Below are 24,568 nucleotides of genomic sequence, written 5' to 3' on the forward strand. Positions count from 1 at the left end.
CGGCGCGCCGGTCAGCCCTCGTGGGACACGTTCTCCGCCGCGAACATCCAGCGCTGCTTCTCCAGCTCCGCGGTGATCGCGATCAGCAGGTCCTGGGTGACCGGGTCGGGCTTCTCGGTCTCGTCGATCCGCTCGCGCAGCCGTGCGATGGCGGCCTCCAGGGCCTCGACCATGACCTCGACGACGTCGACGTCGCGCACCCAGCCGTCCTTGGGGCTGGGCAGCGTGAACGCCGAGGCGACCGTCTCGGGCCGGCCGTCCGGCGAGATGCCGAGCGCCGAGGCGCGTTCCGCGACCGTGTCGGCGAACTCGCGCGCCGCCGCCACCACTTCGTCGAGCTGGAGATGGATCGAGCGGAACCGCGGGCCCACGATGTTCCAGTGCGCCTGCTTCCCGATCAGTGAGAGCCCCAGGAGATCGACGAGGGTGCTCTGCAACGCGTTCCCGGTGACCTGGCGGGCCGAGTCGGAGATCGTGCTCTTCACGACAGTCATACGGTGGTTCTCCTCGTGGAGTCGTCTCTGGCGGTACGGAGCAGTGCGTCGCGTTCCTCCTCGCAGGTCCCGCCCCACACACCCGCGGTCCGTCCGTTGCCGAGCGCGAAGGACAGACACTGGGTGATCACCGGGCAGCGGGCACAGACGCGTTTGGCGGCCTCGATGTCCCGCACCGCCGGGCCGATGGTGCCCACCGGGAAGAACAGCTCGGGGTCCTCGCCCACGCAGGCGGCACTGCGCAACCACTCCATGGTCGCGCGGGTGCCCTGAGTCGACCACCGCAAACAATGACGGGCCGGTCCCCGGCCCGGTCAGCGCGCCAGAACCCGGTCCAGGAAACCCGTCACATCCGCGAACACCTCGGCCCGGTTCGTCTCCCGGAACACCTCGTGCCGGGCGCCCGGATAGATCCGCTCGGTGAGGTCGCCGCCCCCGGCACGGCCGCCCCCGCCACCGCCGCCGTCACTGTCATCCTCGCCGTCGTCTGCGCCACCGCCCGAGCCGAGCCGTTCGACGCCGACCCGGCTCCCGGCGAGCGGCACCAGCCGGTCGTCGGCGCCGTGCAGCCACAGGACGGGGAGCCGGCCGACGCCGCCGCCCGCCGCGACGGCCCCCAGGGAGCGCGCGAACGCCTCCACCGTCGGCCGCTTCATCGGCCCGTGCCACACCAGCGGGTCCGCCGCGTACGCCGCGCCGACCGCCGGGTCCCGGGAGAGCGCGGCCGGACCGACCGGCGTGTCGGGGATCTCGTCCAGCGCGAGCAGCCGCCCGGGCAGCTCCCACGCGCCGATGACGGGACCGGACAGCACCAGCGCGGTCAGCTCCGCGCCGTGGCGCTGGGCGTAGCGGGCCGCGATCAGGCCGCCCATGGAATGGCCGACCAGCACCAGCGGCAGCCCCGGGTGCGCGGCCCGGGCGAGGTCCGCCACGGCGTGCACATCGGTCACCACGTCCTCGAAGTCCTCGACGACCACCCGCTCGCCGGCCGACCTCCCGTGGCCCATGTGGTCGGGCGCGTACACCGCCGCGCCGTGCGCCCCGAGCACGCCCGCCACCTCTGCGTACCGCCCGGCGTGCTCGCCGTACCCGTGCACCAGGACGGCGAGGTACCGCGGCCGGGCGTGCGGCCACTCGTGGACGCAGAGCGTGCCCCGGGTTCCGGTCAGGACATGCTCGCGGGTGTCGGCCATGTCTCCTCCAACGCGTCGGCGGGGCTCCGGGGAGGGATCTTCCCAGGGGGCCGGTCCGAGGTCTATAGTCCAAAACTAGCAGTGCTAATTAATGGTCCGCGCAACGACGCGCGAGGCCGTGTGAGCCGTCCGAGGAGTCCTGTCGTGCGTCCCGTCCACTTCGCGGCCGCCCGCCGCACCCCGATCGGCAAGCTGCGCGGAGCCCTGTCCGGCATCCGCCCCGACGACCTGGCCGCGCACGTGATCCGGGCCCTGGTCGCCGAGGTGCCCGCGCTGGACCCGGCCCGGATCGACGACGTGTACTGGGGCGCCGCCAACCAGGCGGGCGAGGACAACCGCAACGTCGCCCGGATGGCCGCCCTGCTCGCCGGACTCCCCGAGTCGGTGCCGGGCGCCACGGTCAACCGGCTGTGCGCCTCCGGCCTGGAGGCCGTCACCGCCGCCGCCCGCGCCATCGCCGCCGGCGAGGCCGACATCGTGCTCGCGGGCGGCTCGGAGTCGATGAGCCGCGCCCCCTTCGTGCTGCCCCGCCCCGACGAGGCGCTGCCGCACCGGATGGAGACGTACGACACCCGGCTCGGCTGGCGCCTGGTCAACCCGGCCATGCGGGAACTGCACGGCCTGCTCGCCATGGGCGAGACCGCCGAGGAGGTGGCCGCCCGGTACGGCATCGCGCGCGAACGCCAGGACGAGTTCGCGCTGCGCAGCCACCGACGGGCCGCCCGGGCGGGCAAGGACGGCCACTTCGACGACGAACTGCTGCCCGTCGAACGCCCCGACGGGGTGGTCGTCGACGCCGACGAGTGCGTCCGTGAGGACACCTCCCGGGAGAAGCTGGCCCGGCTCAGGCCCGTCTTCCGCGAGGGCGGCACGGTCACCGCGGGCAACGCCTCCCCGATGAACGACGGCGCCGCCGGCCTCCTCCTGGTCAGCGAGGAGGCCCTGAACGACCTCGGCCTCGAATCCCTCGGCCGCTACGTCGCCGGCGCCTCCGCGGGCGTCCATCCCGACGTGATGGGGCTCGGACCGGTCCCCGCCACCCGCAAGGCGCTGGCCCGCGCGGGCTGGACCGTCGGGGACGTGGCGGAGGCCGAGTTCAACGAGGCGTTCGCGGCCCAGGCCCTGGCCTGCGTCGACCAGCTCGGCATCGACGAGGACCTGGTCAACCCGAGCGGCGGCGCCATCGCCCTCGGCCATCCGCTCGGCTGCTCCGGCGCCCGCATCCTCACCACACTGCTGCACCGCATGCGCCGCACCGGAGCGGCCCGCGGTCTGGCCACCATGTGCGTGGGCGTGGGTCAGGGCACCGCCGTACTCATCGAGCGGCACTAGCCGGCCGCGCATACGTACGCAGACGGGGGCGTCCCACGGGGACAAGCGAAACAAGAGCCGCAACGAAGCCGCACCGAAGGAAGTACCCCTCCATGGCAACCCTCTCCGTCGCCGCGATCCTCGCCGAGAACGCCCGGCGCCGCCCCGACCGCACCGCGCTCGTGGAGGGCGACCTGCGGCTCACCTTCGCCCAGGTGTGGCAGCGGGCCCGCGCCCAGGCCGGGGCGCTCGTCGAGCTCGGCGTGCGGCCGGGGGACCGCGTCGCGCTGATGGCGCCCAACACCGCCGAGTTCCCGCAGGCGTACTACGCGATCGCCGCCGCCGGGGCGGTCGTCGTCCCCGTCCACCTGCTGCTGTCGGCGGACGAGGTCGAGCACGTCCTGAAGGACAGTGGCGCCGCCCTGCTCCTGTGCCACCCGGCGCAGGCGGCGACGGGCACCGCCGCGGCCGACGCCGTCGGCGTCCGGGTCGTCACCCTCGGCGCGGAGCTGGAAAGGCTCGCCGCCGCCGCCGAGCCGCTGCCGTCCTACCTCACCCGGGCCGCCGACGACCCGGCCGTCGTGTTCTACACCAGCGGCACCACCGGCGTCCCCAAGGGCGCCGTACTCAGCCACTTCAACCTGGTGATGAACGCGACCGTCAACGCCTTCGACGCCAACGACATCCGCGCCGACGACGTCGCGCTCGGCGCGCTGCCGCTCTTCCACGCCTTCGGTCAGACGGTGTCGATGAACTCCACCTGGCGGGCCGGGGCCACGCTCGTGCTGCTGCCGCGTTTCGACGCGGCCCGGGCGATCGAGCTGATGGTGAAGGAGGGAGTGAACACCTTCCACGGCGTGCCGACCATGTTCGTCTCGCTCGCAGCCGCCGCGGCCGCCGCCGACGCCCTGCCCGAGCTGCGGGTGTGCATCTCCGGCGGCGCCTCCCTGCCGGTCGCGGTGCTGGAGCGGTTCGAGGCGGCGTTCGGCGCGCGGATCTACGAGGGGTACGGCCTGTCGGAGACCTCGCCGACGGCGAGCGTGAACCAGCCCTGGTTCGGAACCAGGGCCGGGACCATCGGCCACCCGCTGTGGGGCGTGGACGTCGAGATCGCCCGCGCGGAGGTCGAGGACGCCGTCGAACTGCTGCCCCCGGGCGAACTGGGCGAGGTCGTCATCCGCGGCCACAACGTCTTCTCCGGCTACCTCGGCCGCCCCGAGGCCACCGCCGAGGCGCTCGTCGACGGCTGGTTCCGCACCGGAGACCTCGGCACCAAGGACGACGAGGGCTTCCTCCGGATCGTCGACCGCAAGAAGGACGTCATCATCCGCGGCGGCTACAACGTCTACCCGCGCGAGGTCGAGGAGGTGCTGCTGCGCCACCCCGGCGTCGCCCAGGTCGCCGTCATCGGACTGCCGGACGAGCTGCACGGCGAGGAGGTGTGCGCCGTGGTCGTCCCCGCGCCCGGCGCCGAGGCGGACCCGGCCGAGGTCACCGCCTGGTCGAAGGAGCGCCTGGGCCGCCACAAGTACCCGAGGCGCGTGGAGTTCACCGACGCGCTGCCGCTCGGGCCGAGCATGAAGGTGCTCAAGCGGGAGCTGCGGGCGCGGTACCGCGACGGCCGGCGCTGAGCGGGCCACGGGCCGCCCGCGCGGGCGGCCCGTGGCGCCCGGGACGGGGCGTGCGCCCGGTGGCCTGTACGGGGCGTGCGGCCGGACGGTGCTCACGCCCCGCGGTTGTCAGGACATAGCATCGGTCTCCGCATGAACACGATGACGCTCTGGCACATATCCGGCTGGGGGTTCGCGGCGCTCGCCCTCGCGGCCCTGCTCGTCGGCTTCTCCAAGACCGCCGTCAGCGGGGCCAGCACGGTCAGCCTCGCCGTCTTCGCGGCGGTGCTCCCCGCCCGCGCCTCCACCGGGGTGCTGCTGCCGGTGCTGATCGCCGGGGACGTGCTCGCCGTCCTCAGCTACCGGCGGCACGCCCACTGGCCCACCCTGTGGCGTCTGTTCCCGGCCGTCGCGGCCGGGGTCGTCCTCGGCACGCTGTTCCTGCTGTGGGCCGACGACGGGGTCGTGCGGACATCCATCGGCGCGACCCTGCTGCTGATGACGGCGGTGACGGTGGGGCGCCGCCGGGCGGCCGGCCGGGAGGATCGGCCCGAGGCGGTCACCACCCGGCCCGGCCGCCTCAAGGCCCGCTCCTACGGTGTCCTCGGCGGTTTCACCACCATGGTCGCCAACGCGGGCGGCCCGGTGATGTCGATGTACCTGCTCTCCGCCGGTTTCCGCAAGCTCGGCTTCCTCGGGACGTCGGCCTTCTTCTTCCTCGTCGTCAACGTCTCCAAGGTGCCCTTCAGCGCGGGCCTCGGACTGATCGACGGCCGTTCCCTGCTCCTCGACGCGGCGCTCGCCGTGTTCGTGGTACCGGGCGCGCTGGTCGGCAAGTGGGCCGTGCACCGGATCAACCAGCGGCTCTTCGAGCAGCTGGTGATCGCGGCGACGGTCGTCGGCGGCCTGCAGTTGCTGCTGGGTTAGCCGCTGGAGACGGGGGTGGCGGGGGAGTCGGCGGACGCCGCGCGCGCGAGTGCCGCCCGCAGGCGGTCGTAGCGCTGCACGTCCGTCCAGACGTCGGCGCGCCGTGATCTTCCGGCGCAGCAACTCCACACACTCGCCATGAACACGGTCGCCAAGGGGATGAGCAGCCACGTCAAAGGATCCAAGATCGTCCTCCCTTTCCCGAGCGGATCAGCGGGTAGGGCGACGATGACATACATGATCAGTTCTACATATTTGTACGAGAAGCGACTTCCTGCTTTTCACTCATAAGTGTTCAGTGGGGCACTCCGGTCGCCGTCCGTTCGCCGCCGTCCGGGTAAGGCGTCGGTCGGCGGCACACCAAGTGATCGTTAAGATGGGCCGGTTGCCGCGACCCGGGTGCGGTGCCCGGCAGCCGCCGTGCCCCTCGCCGGGCGCGGTCGTGAGGGTGGGACTTCGGGGATCTTTCGGGGATTGAGGCGGTCTACGGGTGCTGGTGGCGGATCGGTACCGGCTGCACACGGTCATCGGGCGCGGCGGTATGGGCGAGGTCTGGCAGGCCCAGGACGAGGTGCTCGGCCGGCCGGTCGCGGTCAAGGTGCTGTTGAACGACGTGGCCGACGCCTCGGCCGAGGCGCGGTTCCGGCTGGAGGCGCAGACCTCCGCCCGGCTGAACCACCGCAACGTGGTCGGCACGCTCGACTTCGGCACCTGGGACGGCCGCTGCTTCCTCGTCATGGAACTGGTCGACGGCGGCAGCCTCGCCGGCGAGCTGACCGCCACCGGCCCGCTCCTGCCGGACCGGCTGGCCCAGGTGGCGCAGGAAGCGGCCGAGGGGCTCGCCGCGGCACACGAACAGGGCATCGTGCACCGCGACATCAAGCCGGGCAACCTGCTGAGCGACCGCCACGGAACCGTCCGCATCGCCGACTTCGGCATCGCCCGCTTCGTCGACGACCCGTCGGCCGGCCTCACCACGACCGGGCAGATCGTCGGCACCGGCCTGTACCTGGCGCCCGAACGCGCGATCGGCACCCCCGCGACCTCGGCCTCCGACATGTACTCGCTCGGCTGTGTGCTCTACCAACTCGCCGTCGGCCACCCGCCGTTCGAGGCCGACACCCCCACCGCGCTGCTGTACCAGCACGTCGACGCACCGCCCGTGCCGCCGCACCAGCGGGGCGCCGTGCTGCCGCCCGCCTTCGAGGCCTACCTGCTGAGCCTGCTCGCCAAACGGCCGGAGGAGCGGCCCACGGCCCAGCAGACCGCGGACTGGTTCCGCAGCGGGGCCTGGCGCGGCGCGCCCGAACCGCTGCCGCCGGAACAGCCCGGCGCCGTACCCGTGCCGCACCGGGGCGCCCCCGAGCGTGCCCTCCCGGCGCCGGTGCCCGCCCAGGACACCGAATGGAGCACCAGCGTGCACCGGGTGGCACCGCGCCGTCCCGGCCTGCGCAGTCCGCTGCGGCGCCACTTCCGCCTGCTCGCCGTCGTCGGCGGCGCGGTCCTGTTCGTCTCCGCGGTCCTCGTCGGCATGTCCGTGTTCTGAGACAACGGCGTCCGGGCCCTGCCGTCGCGCTCCCGTCCGCCCCGCGACGCCCGGGCCCGGCGTCAGGTTCCCGTCGTCGCCCGGGGCGCGGTCCCGTGGGCTCCGCGGTGCCTGCTCCGGGGCTCCTGGCCGAGGGCCGGGGGAATGCCGGGCGGCAGTCCTCGCACCCGACCCGCTCGGGCCCTCGCCCGGTGCGGCGATCGGGGCCCTGCCCGCGGAGCCCGGGGAAGCGTGCCGGTGCACTGTCGTCACGGCTCCGTGCCGGGCGTACGCTCCCAGGCATGCGGATCTCCGTCTCCTCCGACATGGACGAACCCGTGGCCCGCGCGCTCCTCGCCCGGCTGCGCGAACGCGGGCACGAGGTGACCGCCCACGGGGCGCTGCGGCCCGGCGCCGACGCCCAGTGGGCCGCGTGCTCGGAGGCCGCGGCCCGGGACGTCGCCGAGGGACGGTCCGACCAGGCGGTCGTGTGCTGCTGGACCGGCACGGGCGCGTCCATCGCCGCGAACAAGGTGCCGGGCGTCCGGGCCGCCCTGTGCACGGACGCCTACACGGCCGCCGGCGCACGCCGCTGGAACGACGCCAACGTGCTCGCCCTCGGCCTGCGGCTCACCTCCGAGCCGTTGCTGAGCGAGATCCTCGACGCCTGGTTCGCCGCCGGGCCCAGCCGGGAGGCCGAGGACCGGGAGAACGTCGACCGGGTGGGACGGCTGGACCTCGACCGCGCCGCGCGGTCGTAGCGGGGGCTACCGACCGAGGGCCGTCGGCGCCCGTACGACGTGGGACAACGCGTCGTCGCGGAAGAGCGCGCGCCCGGCCGCGACCCGCCGCTCGCGTTCCGGGGTCCGTTCCGTGAGGCGGGTCAGGGACCGCAGCAGGCCGGGCCCGTCCGGCGCGTGGTCGGACACCCCCAGGGCCGCCATCCGGCGCACCCCCTCCGCCCCGTGCCCGGGCAGCGGCCGGTACCCGACCACCGGGAGCCCGGCGGCGAGGGCCTGGACCGCGGTCTGCCCGGCGGCGTTGTCCACCAGGGCCGAGCACGCGTGCAGCAGGTCCGGCATGTCCGTCACCCACCCGGAGGCGAGGACGCCCGGAAGGGCGGCCAGGGCGCGGCGCAGCCGTTCGTCGCGGCCGCACAGCACCACCGGCAGGAAGCCGTGCGCGGCGAGCAGCCGCGCGGTGCCGGCCAGGTCAGCGCCCGCTCCCCAGGCGCCCGCGGACAGCAGCACCGCGGGCCGCCCGCCCCCGTGCCGCTCGAACCGGTGCGCCCATCCGGCCGTACCCGGCGCCCTGGTGAAGAAGCCGGGGGCCACCACCGGGCCGGTCGCCTCCGCCGGCCGGCCGATACCGTCGCGCACTTCCCGGGCCGCCTCCCGCGTGACGCACAGATGCAGGTCGTTGCCCGGATGGAGCCACTGCCGGTGCACCGCGAAGTCCACGACCACCACCACACTGGGCACCCGCAGCGCGCCCCGGGCCCGCAGATGGCCGGTGAGCTGGGCGGCCAGGTGGAAGACGGGCACCACCACCTCGGCCCGCGTCCCGTGGACCAGACGCATCAGCCGGCCGCTCGCCAGCCGGGCCAGCGGAGTGCCGCTCGGCCGGGGCCGGGGGCCGGGCCGGAGGAAGAGGTCGTAGATTCCGGCGTACACCCAGGGGCAGTGCCGGACGGCGGTCCGGTAGAAGCCGCGCAGCCCGCTCCCCAGGCCGGGCGGCAACAGGGCCAGCACGTCGACGACGTGCGCCTCCTTGCCGGCGGCGCGGGCCCGGCGGGCCAGTTCGGCGGCCACGGTGTCATGGCCCGAACCCATGCTCGCGCTGACGATGAGCAGCCGCTCGGCCTCGGCCCCTGGCGCGGGCGGCCGGGCGGGCCGGTGCCCGGTCACGGGGCCCCGGGCGGCGGGCAGGGGTGGCGGTACCGGCGTTTGCGACGACACTGGAAGTGAGTAACCCTCACCCACCGCAGTCAAACGAACAGCCACGCAGCCCGGACCGTCCCACGTTTCGAGCCCGGCCGCCGGGATACCTCACCCTCGGCAAGGCCGTTCGGACCGTGGGGGGCCGCACCGCCGGCCCCCGGTCACCGTCGACCCTAAGGTGCGCACGATGTCCCAAGCCCCCTCTCGCGTCGGGCCCGGTTCCCGGGCCCCGGTCGAGGCGCCGGCGAGGCCGGGCGCCGGGCGCCACCCCGTCGCCGACGGCGTGCGGCCGGGCGGGGGCGCGCTGGTGACCGGAGCGTCGTCCGGTATCGGGGCGGCCGTCGCCCGCCGGCTCGCCGCGGAGGGCGGCTGGCACCTCGTCCTCAACGGCCGGGACCCCGCGCGGCTGGAAGAGGTCGCTCAGGTCACCTCGGCGCTCGCCTACCCGGCGGACCTGTCCGGCCCCGGCGCGGAGCGGCGGCTCGCGGACTTCGCGCTGGACAGCGTCGGCCGGGTGGACCTGTTGGTGGCCGGCGCGGGCATCGGCTGGGCCGGCCCCTTCAGCACCATGCCGCAGCGCGCCATCGACGAGGTGTTCGACGTCAATGTGCTCGCCACCCTGCGGCTGGTCCGGCTGCTGCTGCCCCGCATGGTCGAACAGGGCTCTGGCCGGGTCGTCATCATCGGCTCCCTGGCGGGCACGGTCGGGGTGCGCGGCGAGGCGGTGTACTCCGCCGCCAAGGCCGCGCTGGGCGCGTTCGCCGACGCCGTGCGCTATGAACTACGCGGCACCGGAGTGGGGATCAGCCATGTGGTGCCCGCCGTGGTGGACACGCCGTTCTTCGACCGCCGCGGTGTGCCCTACCGGCGCTCCAGGCCGAAGCCGGTGCCGGCCGGCCGGGTTGCCGACGCGGTGTGGGAGGCGGTCACGCGCGGCCGGGACGAGGTCTACGTCCCCGGCTGGACCCGGGTGCCCGGCCGCGTCCGCGGCGCGGCGCCCGCCCTGTACCGACGCCTCGCCGCCCGCTTCGGCTGAGCGGGAACAGGGGAAACGGAGGGCCACGGAGGGGCACCGGGGGACACGCGCACCGCCGCCCCCGCCCGGCGCGTTCGTCACCGCCCGCCCCGTGGGTCGTGTCCGCCGACGGCGCGGGCCCGTGGGTCGGCGCGGGCCCACCGGTGCGGCCCCGCCGTCCCGGCCGACGGGGCCACGGCCCGCGTGGACCGGCCGACCGGTCACGGATTGGGGCGGGGCCGCCGCGCCGTCGACGGCCGGGAGCACACCAGGAGCAGGGAGCACATGGAACACACGGGAGGAACACGGCCGGGCGGCGGTGCCGCGTGGTCCGTCACGGCGGCCCTCGTGCCGGTCGCCGCCGCCGCGGCGCACATCGTCCCGGCCGCCACCTGGCTGCCGGGCTTCCGCGCCGTCTGCTTCCCGCGCCTGGCGGGCCTCGGCCGCCCCGACCACGTGGCGCTCACCTTCGACGACGGCCCCGACCCCGCGTCCACCCCGCGCTTCCTGGACGAACTCGACCGGCTCGACGTGCGCGCCACGTTCTTCGTCCTCGGCGAGGCGGCCGTCCGCTTCCCGGAACTCACCCGGGACATCACCGGGCGGGGCCACGAACTCGGTGTGCACGGCTGGACCCACAGCCGCCCCTGGCTGCCCACCCCCGGCCGGGACCTGCGGGAGACGGCGCGCGCGGTCCGCGCCGTGCACGACCTCACCGGCCGCCGGCCGGCCTGGTACCGCCCGCCCTACGGCATCCTCACCGCCGGCCGCTGGGCAGCCGCCCGGCGCCTCGGCCTGCGCCCCGTGCTGTGGACCGCCTGGGGCCGGGACTGGACGGCGCGGGCGACCCCCGCCTCGGTCCGCGCGACCGTCGGCGCGGACCTGAGCGGCGGCGGCACCGTCCTGCTCCACGACTCCGACCGCGCCTCGGCCCCCGGCTGCTGGCACGCGGCCCTCGGCGCGCTGCCCGGCCTGGTCGCCGCCTGCCGGGACGCCGGATGGCAGGTGGGCCCGCTGTCCGGGCACGGGACGGGCCACCGGGACCGGCCCGGACGGCCCGCTGACCGGCACCCGGACAGCCGGCCCCGGCGCGCGCCTGCCATGGCCCCGCACGCCCCCGAGCCGAAGTGATCCGGCCGGGAACGAACCGCCGCCCGCCCGGCCGCCGGGCCTGCCGACCACCCCGGGACCACGTCGCTGGACTTGCTGGATGTCGCGGGGCCAGGCAGTTGTGTCCGTCGGCCGCCCCGAAGCCGCGCCGCCCGGCTCGGCGGCTGCCGCGCGGTCACGCCGATGGGTCTGTCGATGTCGTGGGGACACGTTGCCGGTCCCGTTGATCGCCGTGGGGGCAAGGGCACGCTGCTGGGCTCGCTGATCGCCACGGAGCCACCCCGTCGGTCCGCGGACCGCCCCGGAGCCGGGCCGCCGGGTCTGCCGGGCTCCCGGAGAGTCATGCACGTGGGACCTGTCGCGCTCCCCGGCGCCACGCCGACGGACCTGTCGCGCTCCCCGGCGCCACGCCGACGGACCTGTCGCGCTCCCCGGCGCCACGCCGGCGGACCTGTTGCTCTCCCCGGAGTCATGCCGTCGGGTCTGTCGCGCTCCCCGGGGCCACGCCACCGGACCTGTTGCGCTTCCGGGAGTCATGCCGTCGGGGGACCCTTCGGTCGAACCGTGAGCACTCAACCGGTTCAGTGTTCACGATTCGGCGCGGGCACCCGCCCCCTCGTAGGGTCGGCGCCATGTCTGCGCACGTCCTGGTCCTCGGCGGCACCACCGAGGCACGTGAACTGAGCACGGAGCTCGCGGCCCGCCCCGGCGTACGGGTGACCACCTCGCTGGCCGGCCGGGTGGCACGGCCCGGCGCACTCGACGGCGACGTACGCGTCGGCGGGTTCGGCGGCGCGCCGGGGCTGGCCGACTGGCTGCGCGAGCACCGCGTGGACGCCGTCGTCGACGCCACCCACCCCTTCGCCGAGTCGATCACCCGCAACGCGGCCCGGGCGGCCGCCGCCACGGGCGTGCCCGTCGTGGTCCTGCGCCGCCCGGGCTGGCGGCCGGAACCCGGGGACCGCTGGCACCCGGTGGCCTCACTGGAGGCCGCGGCGGAACTGCTGCCCCGGCTCGGACGACGGGTGTTCCTGACCACCGGCCGGCTGGGCCTGGCCGCCTTCGCCCACCTGTCCGGGCTGCACTTCGTCGTACGGTCCGTGGAGCCGCCCGAGCCGCCGATGCCACCGGACCTGAGCGTGGTGCTGGCCCGCGGGCCGTTCACCGTCCCCGGCGAGACGGCGCTGCTCGGCGCGCACCGCATCGACGTGCTGGTCACCAAGGACAGCGGGGGAGCGGCGACCGCCGCCAAACTCACCGCCGCCCGGCGGCTCGGGCTGCCCGTCGTCGTCGTACGGCGGCCGCCACTGCCGCACGGGGCGGTGGCGGTGCCGGACGTGCGGGCGGCCCTGCGACGGCTGGGCCTGGCCCACGACGACCCGGCCCGTCCTACTCCCGCGGCCGGCGGCGCAGCAGATACGTGTCCATGATCCAGCCCTTGCGCTGCCGGGCCTCGGCGCGCAGCCGCTCGATGCGCGGCGCCGCCTCGGCGATCGGGCCCGAGGCCAGGATCTCGTCCGCGGTGCCTATGTAGGCGCCCCAGTAGATGTCGATGTCCTGGTCGGCGTACCGCAGGAAGGCCTGGTGGGCGTCGAGCATCACCACCACGTCGTCCACGTCCTCCGGGAAGCCCTCGGCGAGCCGGCGGCCCGTGGTGATCTGCACCGGCCGGGCGACCCGGTTCAGACCGGTCCGGTGCCGGGCCACCAGGGCGGAGACACTGCTGATGCCGGGCACGACGTCGTAGGTGAACTCGACCGAGCCGCGGGCCAGTACCTCCTCCAGGATCGCGAGCGTGCTGTCGTACAGCGAAGGATCGCCCCACACCAGGAACGCGCCGCGCTCCTCCTCGCCGAGCTCCTCGCCGATCAGCCGCTGGTAGATGTCCGCGCGGGCACTGCGCCAGTCCCCGACGGCGGGGGAGTAGCCGGCCCCGCCCGCCGACCGGTCGCGCTCGGGGTCCCGTGCCTCCACCACGCGGTACCCGCCCCGCGGTACGTGCGCGTGCAGCATGTCCCGGCGCAGCCGCACGAGGTCCGACTTCACCTCGCCCTTGTCCAGGACGAAGAACACGTCCGTGTCGCGCAGCGCCCTGACCGCCTGGAGGGTGAGCTGGTCCGGGTCGCCCGCGCCGATGCCGATGACATGAATCTTTCGCACGCCCCGAGTCTGCCGTACGGCGCCGGCCGCGCGTGCACCGGTGCGGCGCCCGGCGCGAGGGAGCCCGCACGCGCGCACGACACCGCCGCGAGCCCCGTCGCGCCCCGCCGCGAGCGACCTCTGTTACGCGCCGCCGCGCAGCCGGGGCGCTCGCTCGGCCGGGTCCACGGTCCCCGCGGCCCCGCCGTCCACCGCGTCCGCCAGGTTCCGTGCCCAGGCGACCAGCCCGGCCGTGTCCAGCCCGTGCGGATCCCGCACCCCCGACCGCGCCGTCCACTCCGACACCGCGCCCGCCCCGCGCCGCAGCAGCCGGGCGCCGCCGGCGGCGTTGCCGCGGGCCGCGTGCGTCAGCCCGACCGCCAGCTGGGCAAGCCCGCGCCACAGGGTGCGCTCCGCGGCCGGTCCCGACTTCCAGGCGTCCTCGAAGACCTCGTGGGCGTGGAACGGCCTGCCCGAGTCCAGCAGCGCCTGCGCCTCGGCGAGCGTCTCCGGCGGAGTGCGAACGATGCCCTCGGGCTGCCGGGGCACGCCCTCGGCGCCGTAGGGCAGGGGCCGCCCCAGCCCGTCCCGGGGCCGGGCGTTGCGTGCCCGGCCCTCGCTGTCCCGGTCCCGGGATCCGGCCGGCCGGCCGGAGGATGTGCTGCTCATGAGCCGATTCTCCCCCGACCTCCCCGCCCCTTTCGGCGCGGCCCCCGACGTGCGGTAAAGTGACGTTCACGCGATCACGCGGGTCACCGCACGTGAACGCGACGGGACGTGGCGCAGCTTGGTAGCGCACTTGACTGGGGGTCAAGGGGTCGCAGGTTCAAATCCTGTCGTCCCGACTTGTGAGAGTCGCAGGTCAGGGGCCGTTTCAGAGCAGATCTGAAACGGCCCCTCGATCATTTCCGCCGAACGCCTGCGGCGCGCTCGTCCCCGGCGTCCCGGCCGACGGCGGCCCTACGGCACCGCCCGCCCCGACGGCACCGTCCGCCTCGATGTCCACCGCGACCGGGAGCCGGCCGCCGGCGAACCCGTGAACCGTGTCCATGCCGGTGGTACTCCCGCCGACGCGCCCGGGTCCCACCGGACCCGACTGCCCCGGCCGGCCGGTACCGGGGGACGGGGCACGGCTCGGCCCGGGCGCGTGACCTGCCGCGCGCCCGCCGGTCGGTCCGGCCGACCGGGTTCGGCCGGCCGGGGTTCACAGGTGGCGGCGGCGCTTGACGACCTCGCGCTCGTAGCGCTCGCGGGCCCGTACGGCGGGCCCCCGGGCGGCCACCTCGGCGACCGGAACGTCCCACCAGGCCTCGGCCCCGGGAGCGGTCGGGGACGGGACCGTCTCGACGTACACACAGGTCGGGCGGTCGGCGGCGCGGGCCGTGCGCAGGGCCGCGCGCAACTCGGCGACGCTCCCGGCACGCAGCACGTCCATGCCGAGGCTGGCGGCGTTGGCGGCCAGGTCGACCGGGAGCGGGGCGCCGCTGAAGGTCCCGTCGGCGGCACGGTGGCGGTACGCCGTGCCGAAGCGTTCGGCGCCCACCGACTCCGACAGGCCGCCGATGGAGGCGTAACCGTGGTTCTGGACCAGCAGCAGCTTCACCGGCAGGCCCTCCTGGACCGCCGTCACGATCTCCGTCGGCATCATCAGATAGGTTCCGTCGCCGACCAGCGCCCAGACCGGGGTGTCCGGCGCGGCCTGCTGCACTCCGATGGCGGCCGGGATCTCGTAGCCCATGCAGGAGTAGCCGTACTCCACGTGGTACTGGCGGGGCGAGCGGGTCCGCCACAGCTTGTGCAGGTCGCCGGGGAGCGAGCCGGCGGCGTTGATCACCACGTCGGCGTCGCCCACCACCGTGTCCAGCGCCCCCAGCACCTGGGTCTGGGTCGGCACGGCGCTGTCGTCGTCCGCGCGGTAGGCCGCCTCGACCACACGCTCCCAGCGCTCCCTGCCCTCGCGGTACTCGGCCTCGTAGGCGGCGGACACACGGTGTCCCGTGAGCGCCTGCGCGAGCGCCGCGAGGCCGGCCCGCGCGTCGCAGACGACGGTGGCCGCCGCCAGTTTGTGGGCGTCGGACGCGGTGATGTTGACGTTGACGAAGCGGACGTCCGGGTTCTGGAAGAGGGTGCCGGAGGCCGTGGTGAAGTCGGTGTACCGGGTGCCGACGCCGATGACCAGGTCCGCGGTGCGGGCCACGGCGTCGGCCACCGCCGTGCCGGTGTGCCCTACGCCGCCGAGGTCGGCCGGGTGGTCGTACCTCAGCGATCCCTTGCCCGCCTGGGTGGAGGCGACCGGGATGCCGGTGGCCTCCGCCAGCGCCCTCAGCGCGTCCTGCGCCGCGCTGTGGCGGACCCCGCCGCCGGCGATGATCAGCGGGCGCGCGGCCGACCTGATCGCGGCCGCGGCGGCGGCGAGTTCGGCCGGGTCGGGAGCCGGCCGTCGTACCCGCCACACCCGCTCGGCGAAGAACTCCACCGGCCAGTCGAAGCCCTGCGCCTGCACGTCCTGCGGCAGCGCGAGGGTGACGGCGCCGGTGTCGGCCGGGTCGGTGAGGACCCGCATCGCGTTCAGCGCGGACGGGACCAGCGCCTCGGGACGGGTGATCCGGTCGAAATAGCGGGAGACCGGGCGCAGGGTGTCGTTGACCGAGACATCGGCCTCGGCCGGGTGCTCCAGTTGCTGGAGCAGCGGGTCGGCGGCGTGGCCGGCGAAGTAGTCGCCGGGCAGCAGGAGCACCGGCAGACGGTTGATCGTGGCCAGTGCCGCGCCCGTGACGAGGTTCGTGGCGCCCGGTCCGATGGAGGTGGTGACCGCCTGGGTGGACAGCCGGCCCCGCTGACGCGCGTGGCCGACCGCCGCGTGCACCATCGCCTGCTCGTTGCGGCCCTGGTGGTACGGCATGACGTCGGCGTGCTCGACCAGCGCCTGGCCGATGCCCGCCACGTTGCCGTGGCCGAAGATGCCCCAGGTGCCGGTGATCAGCCGCTGCCGGGCCCCGTCCCGCTCGGTGTGCTGGGCGGCGAGGAACCGCACCAGGGCCTGGGCGACGGTCAGCCGGATCGTCGCGGTGCTCGGCTCGGTCATGATCGGGGACCTCGCCGGGCAGGGGCGGTGCACAGGGGCAGCCGGGGGTCGACGGGCTGTTCGGGCCAGGTGTCACGGACCCAGGCGTGGTCGGGGTGGTCGCGAATCAGCCAGGCGCGCTCGTCGTCGGGGCCCGCCATGACGTTCAGGTAGTACATGTGGTGGCCCGGCACGGCCATCGAGGGGCCGTGCCAGCCGTCCGGGATCAGTACCACGTCGCCGCCGCGCACCTCGGCCAGCACGTCGGTGCCGCGGCCCCGCCCGGACGGGGAGACCCGCTGGTAGCCGAGGCCCGGCGTGCCGTCGTGCGCGGCGAACTCGAAGTAGTAGATCTCCTCCAGGACCGACTCCTCGCCCGGGCGGTGCTCGTCGTGCTTGTGCGGCGGGAAGGAGGACCAGTTGCCGCCCGGGGTGAGCACCTCCACCGCGATCAGCCGGTCGCACTCGAACACCCCGGCGGCTCCGAAGTTGTTGACCTGGCGGGAGCAGTTCCCGCTGCCGCGCAGTTCCACCGGCACCCCGAAGGCCGGTCCGTACCGGGCGGGCAGGCGCCGGGCGCAGCGAGCGCCGGTGAGCGCGAACCGTCCGCCGCCGGTGGACGAGACGGTCGCACGGGCGTCCCGCGGCACGTAGGCGAAGTCGCTCACCGCGCCGAACACGCTGTCCCGGCCGGTGAGTTCGAAGGAGTCGTGGCCGAACTCGTCCTCGGCCGCCACCGTGCAGCCGCCGCGCAGCGGCAGCACGATCCACTCGCTGTCGCCGGTGTCGAAGGTGTGCGAGCCGCCGGCCGGCAGTTCCAGGACGCGCAGGGCGCAGTGGGCCCAGCCGGCCGACCCGGGGCCGACGGCCACGGCGTACGGTCCGTCGGCGGCCCGGCCGGCGGGGATGTGGAACGGGCTGGTCATCGGATGCCTCCTCGACAGGGCGGGCTCGATCGCATCGGCCCGCGGCACATCAACAGGGTCACATCGGCCCACGGCTCCCGGCCGCACCGGTCCCGGGCACGGGGGTCCGGGCACGACGGGCTCGGACACAGCGGTTCCACGGGCCTGCCGGCCGGTCCGCCGGTCGGCGGACGGCGCGTCCGGTGGGCCGCCGCCCCGGCGGACGGCCCGCGGGCGCCCGGCCGTGAACGGCGGCGGGGCCGGGGAGGCCGACGGCCGACGGAGGTCCCGTTCAGGCGGCGGCCCGCGCGAGGAGGCCGTCGACCTCCGCCCCGGTGGGCATCGCGGCGGAGCAGGCGAGGCGGGAGGCGACGAGGGCGCCCGCCGCGTTGGCGTACCGCATGGTCGCCGCCAGGTCCCAGCCGGACAGCAGCCCGTGGCACAGCGCGCCCCCGAACGCGTCGCCCGCGCCCAGCCCGTTGACGACCTCCACGGGCACCGGCGCGACCGCCGCCCGGGCGCCGTCCCGGCGCACCGCCAGCACGCCCTTGGGGCCCTGCTTGACGACGGCCAGTTCCACACCGGCCGCCAGCAGCGCCTCGGCGCACGCCTCGGGCTCCCGGACGCCGGTGGCGATCTCGCACTCGTCCAGGTTGCCGACCGCCACGGTGGCGTGCCGCAGCGCCTCGGCGTAGTACGGGCGGGCCTGTTCGGCGCCGGGCGGGGAGCCGCTGCCGCCCTGGGGCCAGAACACGGGACGCCAGTCCAGGTCGAAGACCGTGGTTCCCGCCCCGGCCCGGGCCTCGAGCGCGGCGAGCGTGGCGGAGCGGCTGGGCTCCTCGCTCAGGCCGGTGCCGGTGATCCAGAAGATCCGGGCGTCGCGGATCGCGCCGAGGTCCAGTTCGTCGGTGCGGATCTCCAGGTCGGGGGCCTTGGGACGGCGGTAGAAGTACAGCGGGAAGTCGTCCGGCGGGAAGATCTCGCAGAAGGTGACGGGCGTCGGGTAGGCGTCCACCGGCGTCACCCATCGGTCGTCCACCCCGAACTCCTCGAGGGCCCGGTGCAGATAGGTTCCGAAAGGGTCGGCGCCGGTCCGGGTGATCACCGCCGAGGAGCGGCCGAGCCGGGCGGCGGCGACGGCCACGTTCGCGGCCGAGCCGCCGAGGAACCTGCCGAAGGTCTCCACCTGCTCCAGGGGTACGCCGGACTGGAGCGGGTAGAGATCGACTCCGATGCGGCCCATAGTGATCAGATCGAAGGTCCGGGCGGACCCGACTGCCTCAGTCATGCGCGACGCTCCTCGAACCGGGCTGGGGGTGCGGATCCCGAGGTGCCGGGGTGCGGATCCCAGGGGCCCGCGGCGGTGGAGGCGGCCGGCTCCCGGGAGCCGGCCGCCTCCCAGGTGTAGATCCTTTGGGGCCGCACTGTCAATGTTTTGTACTAACATCCGGACCTATGGGCGAAATGATGTCTTGACGGCGAATGAACAGGTGGGCGCGGCCGAGCGCGGGGACCTGTTCCCGTCCAGGGCCGCCGGCCCGGGACCGTCGGCGCAGGACCGCCGGCCCGGGGCCGCCGACTTACGGGACCTCCGACGCCGAGCCGCCGGCAGAGAGCCGTCGGTGCTGAACCTCCGATGCCGACCTCCGACGCAGGGCCGTCGGCGCGCAGCCGTCGGCGCTGGGCCGCCGGATCCTCCCGACCCCCCTCCCTCCTTCCCCCGTCGCCACAGTGAGGTGCAGGAAAGATGGACCGCTCTCCCCGCTCCCGCGGATCCGCCCCCGTTCTCGACCGCATCCGGGTCGGCTCGGCACCCGACTCCTGGGGCGTCTGGTTCCCGGACGACCCCCGGCAGGTGCCCTGGGAACGCTTCCTCGACGAGGTCGCCGAGGCCGGCTACTCCTGGATCGAACTCGGGCCGTACGGCTATCTGCCGACCGACCCGGCCCGCCTCACCGACGAGGTGGCCCGGCGGGGCCTGCGGGTCTCCGCGGGCACGGTCTTCACCGCGCTGCACCGAGGCCCGTCCGTGTGGGACTCCACCTGGGAGCACGTCGGCCGGGTCGCCGACCTGACCCGGGCCATGGGCGCGCGCCACCTCGTCGTCATCCCCTCCTTCTGGCGGGACGACAGGACCGCCGAGATCCTGGAGCCGCCGGAGCTGACCGCCGCGCAGTTCGCCGACCTGACCCGGGGAATGGAACGGCTCGGCCGCGAGGTCAAGGAGAGCTACGGCCTCGACATCGTCGTCCACCCGCACGCCGACACCCACATCGACACCGAGGCGCACGTCGAGCGATTCCTGGACTCCACCGACTCCGACCTGGTCAACCTGTGCCTGGACACCGGGCACTACGCCTACTGCGGCGGCGACAGCGTCAAGTTGATCGAGACCTACGGCGAGCGGATCGGCTATCTGCACCTCAAGCAGGTCGACCCGCGGGTCCTCGCCGAGGTGGTGGCGGACGGAGTGCCGTTCGGGCCGGCGGTCCAGCGTGGTGTGATGTGCGAACCTCCCACCGGAGTGCCCGAGTTGGAGCCGGTGCTGGCGGCCGCTCAGCAGCTGGGCGTGGATCTGTTCGCCATCGTCGAGCAGGACATGTACCCCTGCGCACCGGACCGGCCGCTGCCCATCGCCGCACGCACCCGCCGCTTCCTGAGGTCCTGCGGCGCCTGATCCGGCGCCTGGCCGGCCGGTCCGGGGCCCGGACCGGCCGACTCGGGGGAGCCGGCTGTCCCGCTGTTCCACGGACGCCCGGGGCGGCCGGCCGTTCTGTGTCCGGCTCGGGGAGCCCCGTTACCTTCTTCGTGGCCTCGCAAGGAGGTTCCCGGCCTTCGGCCGGGGGAGCCGGCTGTTCTCCGCCCTCTCAGGGCAGTAGGCCGTTCCGCGTCAGATCCAGGGGGAGTCGGCCGTTCCGCGTCCGGCCGGGGCAGGCGGCCGTCCTGCCGTTCTCCGGCCGGCCCCGTCGCCGGAACACTCTCGCCGCCCGCCCGTGACCTCGCCGCGCTACAGTCGGCCGGGTAAGCAATCAGAGCGCCATGTCCCACGCCGGTGGCCCGGCGGCGCAGCGTCAGGCACGCCCTCCGACGGGGAGCCCCATGAGCACACCGCGTGATTTGATGATCGTCGCCCTGGACGTGGCGCCCAGCCGGCCTCTCGAACGCGGCGAGCTCTCGCTCGCGCTGGCCGGGGCGGAGGCGTACGACCTGCTGCGGGCCGGGGCGATCGGGCTGGACGGCGAGCGCATCACGCCCCGCACCGGCCCCGTCCCCCACGACCGCCTGCTGGCCGAGGCGGCCTCCTCGCTCGTGCGCGAGACGCCGTACGAGTCCCTGCCGGACTGGCTCTGGCGGCGCGGCCGCGGTCTGTCGTCGAGGTACCTGTCCGTTCTGGAGACGGAGGGGCAGGTCACCTGGGAACGGAGCCGCTGGCTGCCGTTCCGTGGCGGGCGCACCGTGCTCAGCGACACCGGGGCGCGGCGGCGTGCGGCGTACCGCTGGGCGGCGGACGAGCCGGTGCTGCTCGCCCTGGCGGCGGCCGTGGGGATCCGCGACGAGCTCACTCCGGCGGAGCCGGTGGTCACCGACGACGCCGTCCTCACGGTGCTGGCCGCCGTCCACGACGCGGTGATGGAACTGGATGCCGTGCGCCGGCGGCGCGCCATCGAGGACGCGGCCTTCGCGAACGTCTGGCGGGGCGCTTGAGGACTTCCGGCGCCGACCCGCGGCCGGGGAGAGCCGGCCGCACGTCGACCGGCGCCGTCAGAGGCTGATCGCGTACACCTTGCGCAACGTCTCGTGCACCGTCCACGTCGTACGGTCGCCCGCCCGCAGCACCGCCATGTCACCGGGACCGACGCGCAGGGTCGGACCGCCCTCGACCTCGATGGTCGCCGATCCGCTCAGCACCACGAACACCTCGTCCGCCTCGGTGTCGGTGACGACCCCGGGGGTGATCTGCCAGACGCCGCGGAGCTGGCGGCCGTCCGCCGACTCCTGGACCACCTTGCCGGTCACCTCGGGCGACCCGGAGACGATCTGGTCCGGGTCGAGCGGCTCCGGGATGAGTTCGGCGTCGGGCACATGGAGAACGAAGCTGTCGGTCATGCGGCGACCCTAGCCGGGCCCGCCGGGCGCGCGGCGTGGACAGAGTGTGCGGGACCGGCGCGCGCGGCCGGACACTTCGTCGCGGCGGTGGCGGCGAAGTGGCGGGGCCGATCGGCACGGGAGATCGTTGAGAGGACCGTCCCCGTACGCCGGTCCCCGTACGCCGGTCCCCGTACGCCCGTCCCCGTACGCCCGTCCCCGTACGCCCGCGAGGAGAGCAGCCCATGGCGGAGCCCACGGCGGCCGTCCCCGAGCGGGCCGCGCACGACTTACGGTCCCTGCTGCTCTTCGGCGGGGTCTACGGCGCCGTGGTCGCCAGCGCCATGGTCGCCGCGCTCACCCGGTACGGGCACAACTCCGCGGCCGACCGCCGGTACGACGCCGCCTGGCTGCTGGTGACCGGGTTCGCGTCCGCCCTCGCGCACGGCTACGCCCACTACATCGCCGAGCGCGGCCCCCACCGCCGCGGCCAGGCCCTGCGCGCCCTCGCCGCCGAGTGGCCGCTGGTCGCGGCGATGCTGCCCACCGTCCTGGTCCTCGCGGGCGCGGGCTGGGGCTGGTGGCCCGCGAACGGCGTCGAGTACCCGGCGTTCGTCCTCAACATCGCCCTGCTGTTCGTCCTCGGCCTGCTCTCGGCCAGGTGGGCGGGCCGCGAAGGGACGGTGGCGCTGGCGACCGGAGTGGGCGACGCCCTGATCGGGCTGATCGTCGTGGCGGCCAACGCGGTCATCAAGTAGGCGTCCGGGGCTCTTTGGGGGCGGAGCGGCGGCCGTGGGCGTCCGGTGGGGTCCCACGGGTCCGGCGCCGGACGGGGGGAACGTCCCGGCACCGGACCCGGGGTCGGCGCCGCACCCCGTCCCCACGGGCCGGCGGCGCGGGGGCCGCCTCCGCTCCAGGCGGCCCCAGTCCAGGTTGCTTGAGTTAGGCAATCACAGATGACTTACTTGAGTCAAGCAAACGTTGGCCACCCGCGCCCGAGCCCGCCTCCTCGTGATCGACGACGGCCGCCGGCGTGCAGCGGGAACTGCTGACCGGCGGGCTGGTCCCCGGGCCGCCGGCACCGCCCGCACCGCCCGTCCCCGGCGGCCCGCGCCGAACGCCGTGCGCGGGCCGCCGCAGGCGTGCGTACGGCGTCATACGAGGTCGGCGGTGTCCGAGTCCAGGCCCGTGCACGCCACCTCGCCGTTCACCTCGGCACACGCCTCCACGCCGCGCGGTGAGGACACCGCCAGCATCGGACTCGTGTCGCCCCGCGGGTCGTCGGCGGAGTAGGTGGCCGACAGGACGTCGTCCCCCGTGCGTACCGAGACCTCCCTGGTCACCGCGGAGCGCACCTTCACCTGGGACCAGGCGGCGCCGCAGGACGGGGAGTAGCGCAGTCGTACGGTGTACGTCGCGTCGGACACGGCGGACTCGGTGCGCGCGTCCCCGGCGCAGGCAGAGGCGCCGGGCGACTCGCCCTGGCAGGAGCGGCCGTGGCACCGCTGGGCGGCCACCGCCTCCCGTGCGCCCGGTGGGCCGCCGCGCGAGGAGGAGGCGAGGACGGCGGCCACCGCGGCGGCCACGATGAGCAGGGTGAGTGCCGGCAGCAGCGGCCACCGCCGGCCGCGGCCGGGAACGGCCGGCCCGGGCCGCACCGTCCCGTACGGCGCGGCCCGGGCTGTACGGGACGGTGCGGAGCCCTCCCGAGCGGAGGAAGGGAAGGCCGGCGGGGCGTGGGGCGCGGAGGGCGCCGGAACGGACGGCACCGCGCACCCCGCCTCCCACGCGGCCAGCGCCGGCGCGGGATCGGCGCCCGCGAGCCGGGCGAGCGCCTCCACGGCCGAACGGGGCGGATGTGTGGCACCGGCCAGATAACGGTGCCAGGCGGACTTGCTGTAGGGGGTGCGCGTGGCCAGGGCGGCCAGACTGAGACCGGTACGGTCCCTCAACTCGCGCAGGATCGCCACCAGCGACCCGGGTGAGGGTTCCGCTTCCTGGGGCTGCCGCATACCGCTCGCTCCCGACTCCGATTCCGCTTCGGGCGTTTCACCCCGGTTGCCGGAATGGCTTCCCGGGCCGGGGCCGCCCCCACACATCCGGGAGGTGTGCGATCGGTGAGCCGGACGGCGCCGGTGCGCCGGCGGACGACGCCCGCGGCCCGTCCGGGAACGCGCCGGTCCCGGACGGGCCGGATCAGTCAGCGAACGTGGCTCTGACGGTCCGTCGGCAGGTCGGCCGTCAGCACCAGGGCACGGCGGCGGCGCGGACCCGCACGTAGTGCGCGGAGACATAGCCCCGCACGTGGGCGAGCCGGTACCACTGGTGCGTGCCGTGCACCCGGGACCCGTGCGTCCGGCACTTCAGCGCCACCCGCTGGCCGGCGTGCAGGACGCCGATCACCCGGTGACGGGTGCCGGGGCCGGAGCGGACGTTCAGCACCGAGTGACGCGTGCTCACCCGTCCGACGGGGTGGTTCGAACGGCGGTGCGTCGACGTCTGGTTGACGTGCCGCACCGGGGTGGGCTCCGGCGAGGGCGACAGATGGGGTGCGGGCGTCGTGGCGGCGGTGCGCGGGGCGGGTGCGGCCGGGGCGGCCTCGGCCGCCGTCGGCACGAGCGCGAGCACCGCGACCGCGGCCAGCAGACCGCTGCTGAGGGACCGTCGGATCATGGAAACCTCCGGGCTGTCGTTCCGGTGACCACATGCCGTGATCACCCGCAGCCCAGCGTTTCCGCGCCACCGGCCCACGATGCCGTCCCCGCGTCCCGGGGGACGACCGGGACGTCCCCCGGGACCGGGGCCCACGGTGTCCCTCCGGCTCGGCCGGCAGTCGTCCCCGTGGGGCCCGGCCAGCGGTGGCCCGGGACGCGGGCACGGGCCGGGCGGACGCGTCCTGGGGGAGCGCCGAGCGGGCCGGAGGCACGGAGCTGGGGGATCGCGCCGCTCTCGCCGGGCGGTGCCGGGCGGGCCGGTGAGCCGCTCACCTTCGAGTCGCCGATCGGCGTGCTCGTCGGCGTGCCGGTCCTGGCCGCCTTCCGCGCGGTGGAGCCGCGGATCCGCGCGCACCGGCGGAACGCCCTGCGGTCCGCCCCGGCCCCGGCGGTCTTCGGCGGCCCGGACACGCCTTCACCGCGGTCGTCGACGCCGCCCTCGGCGCCCACGAGCGGCTGCCGGCGGCGGGCGGCGCGCACCGCCGCGGCGGGCGCGGTGCCGGGCCGGCGGTGGAACGCGCGGCCGCCGGGGTAC

The 24,568-nt window shown here is 75.3% G+C and carries 24 protein-coding genes and 1 tRNA gene; 12 read left to right on the forward strand and 13 right to left on the reverse strand.

Annotated elements, in window-relative coordinates; translation table 11 throughout:
* Positions 1–11: 11 nt before the first annotated feature.
* From ACF061_RS28810 to ACF061_RS28820, 3 genes are read right to left on the reverse strand one after another with little or no spacing between them, the layout of a single operon-like run.
* On the reverse strand, positions 12–494 hold the full coding sequence (locus tag ACF061_RS28810; RefSeq protein WP_392269902.1) for a Dps family protein: 483 nt from the start codon (positions 492–494) through the stop codon (positions 12–14).
* On the reverse strand, positions 491–748 hold the full coding sequence (locus ACF061_RS28815; protein WP_392269903.1) for a WhiB family transcriptional regulator: 258 nt from the start codon (positions 746–748) through the stop codon (positions 491–493). The genes ACF061_RS28810 and ACF061_RS28815 overlap by 4 nt, the downstream gene beginning before the upstream one ends.
* Positions 749–808: 60 nt before the next feature.
* Positions 809–1,687, reverse strand: a complete 879-nt coding sequence (locus tag ACF061_RS28820; RefSeq protein WP_392269904.1) for an alpha/beta fold hydrolase — start codon at positions 1,685–1,687, stop codon at positions 809–811.
* A 144-nt stretch (positions 1,688–1,831) separates the two neighbouring features.
* Between ACF061_RS28820 and ACF061_RS28825 the strand changes: the two genes are divergently transcribed.
* The 3 genes from ACF061_RS28825 to ACF061_RS28835 all read left to right on the forward strand — a co-directional run bounded on the left by ACF061_RS28825 (position 1,832) and on the right by ACF061_RS28835 (position 5,535).
* Positions 1,832–3,019, forward strand: a complete 1,188-nt coding sequence (locus ACF061_RS28825; RefSeq protein ID WP_392269905.1) for a thiolase family protein — start codon at positions 1,832–1,834, stop codon at positions 3,017–3,019.
* Positions 3,020–3,111: 92 nt separating this feature from the next.
* Positions 3,112–4,629 (forward strand): long-chain fatty acid--CoA ligase, encoded by a 1,518-nt coding sequence (locus tag ACF061_RS28830; protein ID WP_392269906.1) that lies wholly within the window; start codon positions 3,112–3,114, stop codon positions 4,627–4,629.
* Between the two features lie 132 nt (positions 4,630–4,761).
* Positions 4,762–5,535 (forward strand): sulfite exporter TauE/SafE family protein, encoded by a 774-nt coding sequence (locus ACF061_RS28835; RefSeq protein WP_392269907.1) that lies wholly within the window; start codon positions 4,762–4,764, stop codon positions 5,533–5,535.
* On the opposite strand, the gene ACF061_RS28840 is transcribed toward ACF061_RS28835, so the two are convergent.
* Positions 5,532–5,720, reverse strand: coding sequence for a hypothetical protein (locus ACF061_RS28840; RefSeq protein WP_392269908.1), 189 nt, complete (start codon positions 5,718–5,720; stop codon positions 5,532–5,534). The genes ACF061_RS28835 and ACF061_RS28840 overlap by 4 nt on opposite strands.
* A 305-nt stretch (positions 5,721–6,025) precedes the next feature.
* Between ACF061_RS28840 and ACF061_RS28845 the strand changes: the two genes are divergently transcribed.
* Together ACF061_RS28845 and ACF061_RS28850 are read left to right on the forward strand one after the other, a co-directional pair.
* A complete protein-coding gene (locus ACF061_RS28845; protein ID WP_392269909.1) occupies positions 6,026–7,081 on the forward strand; it encodes a serine/threonine-protein kinase in 1,056 nt (351 codons plus the stop codon).
* A 281-nt stretch (positions 7,082–7,362) separates the two neighbouring features.
* Positions 7,363–7,821 (forward strand): RpiB/LacA/LacB family sugar-phosphate isomerase, encoded by a 459-nt coding sequence (locus ACF061_RS28850; protein WP_392269910.1) that lies wholly within the window; start codon positions 7,363–7,365, stop codon positions 7,819–7,821.
* 6 nt (positions 7,822–7,827) lie between these two features.
* Here the strand turns inward: ACF061_RS28850 and ACF061_RS28855 are convergent, their stop codons facing one another.
* The gene (locus ACF061_RS28855) at positions 7,828–8,892 is read right to left on the reverse strand and encodes a galactosyldiacylglycerol synthase (protein ID WP_392269939.1); all 1,065 of its coding nucleotides are present in this window, start codon (positions 8,890–8,892) and stop codon (positions 7,828–7,830) included.
* A 295-nt stretch (positions 8,893–9,187) separates the two neighbouring features.
* Here ACF061_RS28855 and ACF061_RS28860 point away from each other — a divergent pair, with 295 nt between their 5' ends.
* The 3 genes from ACF061_RS28860 (at position 9,188) to ACF061_RS28870 (ending at position 12,555) form a co-directional block, all read left to right on the forward strand.
* Positions 9,188–10,036, forward strand: coding sequence for an SDR family NAD(P)-dependent oxidoreductase (locus ACF061_RS28860; RefSeq protein ID WP_392269911.1), 849 nt, complete (start codon positions 9,188–9,190; stop codon positions 10,034–10,036).
* Between the two features lie 264 nt (positions 10,037–10,300).
* The gene (locus ACF061_RS28865; RefSeq protein WP_392269912.1) at positions 10,301–11,146 is read left to right on the forward strand and encodes a polysaccharide deacetylase family protein; all 846 of its coding nucleotides are present in this window, start codon (positions 10,301–10,303) and stop codon (positions 11,144–11,146) included.
* Positions 11,147–11,757: 611 nt separating this feature from the next.
* Positions 11,758–12,555 carry a cobalt-precorrin-6A reductase gene (locus ACF061_RS28870; protein WP_392269913.1) on the forward strand — a complete coding sequence of 266 codons (798 nt, stop codon included), beginning with the start codon at positions 11,758–11,760 and terminating at the stop codon, positions 12,553–12,555.
* Here the strand turns inward: ACF061_RS28870 and cobF are convergent.
* Together cobF and ACF061_RS28880 are read right to left on the reverse strand one after the other, a co-directional pair.
* Positions 12,515–13,285, reverse strand: a complete 771-nt coding sequence (gene cobF / locus ACF061_RS28875) for a precorrin-6A synthase (deacetylating) (RefSeq protein WP_392269914.1) — start codon at positions 13,283–13,285, stop codon at positions 12,515–12,517. The two genes, ACF061_RS28870 and cobF, sit on opposite strands and share 41 nt — an antisense overlap.
* 123 nt (positions 13,286–13,408) lie before the next feature.
* Positions 13,409–13,933 carry a DUF309 domain-containing protein gene (locus ACF061_RS28880; RefSeq protein ID WP_392269915.1) on the reverse strand — a complete coding sequence of 175 codons (525 nt, stop codon included), beginning with the start codon at positions 13,931–13,933 and terminating at the stop codon, positions 13,409–13,411.
* 102 nt (positions 13,934–14,035) lie between these two features.
* On the opposite strand from ACF061_RS28880, the gene ACF061_RS28885 reads away from it, so the two are divergent.
* A tRNA-Pro gene (locus ACF061_RS28885) sits at positions 14,036–14,109 on the forward strand.
* A 359-nt stretch (positions 14,110–14,468) separates the two neighbouring features.
* Here ACF061_RS28885 and iolD read toward each other — a convergent pair.
* The 3 genes from iolD to iolC form a co-directional block, all read right to left on the reverse strand.
* Entirely contained in the window at positions 14,469–16,349 is a 1,881-nt protein-coding gene (gene iolD / locus ACF061_RS28890) for a 3D-(3,5/4)-trihydroxycyclohexane-1,2-dione acylhydrolase (decyclizing) (protein ID WP_392269916.1), read from the reverse strand.
* Positions 16,346–17,254 (reverse strand): 5-deoxy-glucuronate isomerase, encoded by a 909-nt coding sequence (iolB, locus tag ACF061_RS28895; protein ID WP_392269917.1) that lies wholly within the window; start codon positions 17,252–17,254, stop codon positions 16,346–16,348. The genes iolD and iolB overlap by 4 nt, the downstream gene beginning before the upstream one ends.
* 271 nt (positions 17,255–17,525) lie before the next feature.
* Entirely contained in the window at positions 17,526–18,521 is a 996-nt protein-coding gene (gene iolC / locus ACF061_RS28900; RefSeq protein ID WP_392269918.1) for a 5-dehydro-2-deoxygluconokinase, read from the reverse strand.
* 459 nt (positions 18,522–18,980) lie between these two features.
* Between iolC and ACF061_RS28905 the strand changes: the two genes are divergently transcribed.
* Positions 18,981–19,910, forward strand: a complete 930-nt coding sequence (locus tag ACF061_RS28905; protein WP_392269919.1) for a sugar phosphate isomerase/epimerase family protein — start codon at positions 18,981–18,983, stop codon at positions 19,908–19,910.
* A 422-nt stretch (positions 19,911–20,332) separates the two neighbouring features.
* Entirely contained in the window at positions 20,333–20,938 is a 606-nt protein-coding gene (locus ACF061_RS28910) for a GPP34 family phosphoprotein (RefSeq protein ID WP_392269920.1), read from the forward strand.
* 57 nt (positions 20,939–20,995) lie between these two features.
* Here ACF061_RS28910 and ACF061_RS28915 read toward each other — a convergent pair whose 3' ends face one another.
* Entirely contained in the window at positions 20,996–21,340 is a 345-nt protein-coding gene (locus ACF061_RS28915) for a cupin domain-containing protein (protein WP_392269921.1), read from the reverse strand.
* Positions 21,341–21,564: 224 nt separating this feature from the next.
* Here ACF061_RS28915 and ACF061_RS28920 point away from each other — a divergent pair, with 224 nt between their 5' ends.
* A complete protein-coding gene (locus ACF061_RS28920) occupies positions 21,565–22,077 on the forward strand; it encodes a hypothetical protein (RefSeq protein WP_392269922.1) in 513 nt (170 codons plus the stop codon).
* A 396-nt stretch (positions 22,078–22,473) separates the two neighbouring features.
* Here ACF061_RS28920 and ACF061_RS28925 read toward each other — a convergent pair whose 3' ends face one another.
* Both ACF061_RS28925 and ACF061_RS28930 read right to left on the reverse strand, forming a co-directional pair.
* A complete protein-coding gene (locus tag ACF061_RS28925; protein WP_392269923.1) occupies positions 22,474–23,331 on the reverse strand; it encodes a DUF2690 domain-containing protein in 858 nt (285 codons plus the stop codon).
* Positions 23,332–23,560: 229 nt separating this feature from the next.
* Positions 23,561–23,992, reverse strand: a complete 432-nt coding sequence (locus ACF061_RS28930) for an SH3 domain-containing protein (RefSeq protein WP_392269924.1) — start codon at positions 23,990–23,992, stop codon at positions 23,561–23,563.
* Positions 23,993–24,568 lie beyond the last annotated feature (576 nt).

The organism is Streptomyces sp. NPDC015220, assembly GCF_043079345.1.
Taxonomy (GTDB): domain Bacteria; phylum Actinomycetota; class Actinomycetes; order Streptomycetales; family Streptomycetaceae; genus Streptomyces.

Excerpts from the sequence above, each read along its gene's own strand:
- ACF061_RS28860 (WP_392269911.1), top strand. The coding sequence starts at position 9,188 with ATGTCCCAAGCCCCCTCTCGCGTCGGGCCCGGTTCCCGGGCCCCGGTC.
- ACF061_RS28835 (WP_392269907.1), top strand. The coding sequence starts at position 4,762 with ATGAACACGATGACGCTCTGGCACATATCCGGCTGGGGGTTCGCGGCG.
- ACF061_RS28915 (WP_392269921.1), bottom strand. The coding sequence starts at position 21,340 with ATGACCGACAGCTTCGTTCTCCATGTGCCCGACGCCGAACTCATCCCG.
- ACF061_RS28855 (WP_392269939.1), bottom strand. The coding sequence starts at position 8,892 with ATGGGTTCGGGCCATGACACCGTGGCCGCCGAACTGGCCCGCCGGGCC.
- ACF061_RS28830 (WP_392269906.1), top strand. The coding sequence starts at position 3,112 with ATGGCAACCCTCTCCGTCGCCGCGATCCTCGCCGAGAACGCCCGGCGC.
- ACF061_RS28810 (WP_392269902.1), bottom strand. The coding sequence starts at position 494 with ATGACTGTCGTGAAGAGCACGATCTCCGACTCGGCCCGCCAGGTCACC.
- iolB (WP_392269917.1), bottom strand. The coding sequence starts at position 17,254 with ATGACCAGCCCGTTCCACATCCCCGCCGGCCGGGCCGCCGACGGACCG.
- ACF061_RS28910 (WP_392269920.1), top strand. The coding sequence starts at position 20,333 with ATGAGCACACCGCGTGATTTGATGATCGTCGCCCTGGACGTGGCGCCC.
- ACF061_RS28930 (WP_392269924.1), bottom strand. The coding sequence starts at position 23,992 with ATGATCCGACGGTCCCTCAGCAGCGGTCTGCTGGCCGCGGTCGCGGTG.
- ACF061_RS28870 (WP_392269913.1), top strand. The coding sequence starts at position 11,758 with ATGTCTGCGCACGTCCTGGTCCTCGGCGGCACCACCGAGGCACGTGAA.
- ACF061_RS28905 (WP_392269919.1), top strand. The coding sequence starts at position 18,981 with ATGGACCGCTCTCCCCGCTCCCGCGGATCCGCCCCCGTTCTCGACCGC.
- ACF061_RS28865 (WP_392269912.1), top strand. The coding sequence starts at position 10,301 with ATGGAACACACGGGAGGAACACGGCCGGGCGGCGGTGCCGCGTGGTCC.
- ACF061_RS28925 (WP_392269923.1), bottom strand. The coding sequence starts at position 23,331 with ATGCGGCAGCCCCAGGAAGCGGAACCCTCACCCGGGTCGCTGGTGGCG.
- ACF061_RS28815 (WP_392269903.1), bottom strand. The coding sequence starts at position 748 with ATGGAGTGGTTGCGCAGTGCCGCCTGCGTGGGCGAGGACCCCGAGCTG.
- iolC (WP_392269918.1), bottom strand. The coding sequence starts at position 18,521 with ATGACTGAGGCAGTCGGGTCCGCCCGGACCTTCGATCTGATCACTATG.
- iolD (WP_392269916.1), bottom strand. The coding sequence starts at position 16,349 with ATGACCGAGCCGAGCACCGCGACGATCCGGCTGACCGTCGCCCAGGCC.
- ACF061_RS28880 (WP_392269915.1), bottom strand. The coding sequence starts at position 13,933 with ATGAGCAGCACATCCTCCGGCCGGCCGGCCGGATCCCGGGACCGGGAC.
- ACF061_RS28920 (WP_392269922.1), top strand. The coding sequence starts at position 21,565 with ATGGCGGAGCCCACGGCGGCCGTCCCCGAGCGGGCCGCGCACGACTTA.
- ACF061_RS28850 (WP_392269910.1), top strand. The coding sequence starts at position 7,363 with ATGCGGATCTCCGTCTCCTCCGACATGGACGAACCCGTGGCCCGCGCG.
- ACF061_RS28820 (WP_392269904.1), bottom strand. The coding sequence starts at position 1,687 with ATGGCCGACACCCGCGAGCATGTCCTGACCGGAACCCGGGGCACGCTC.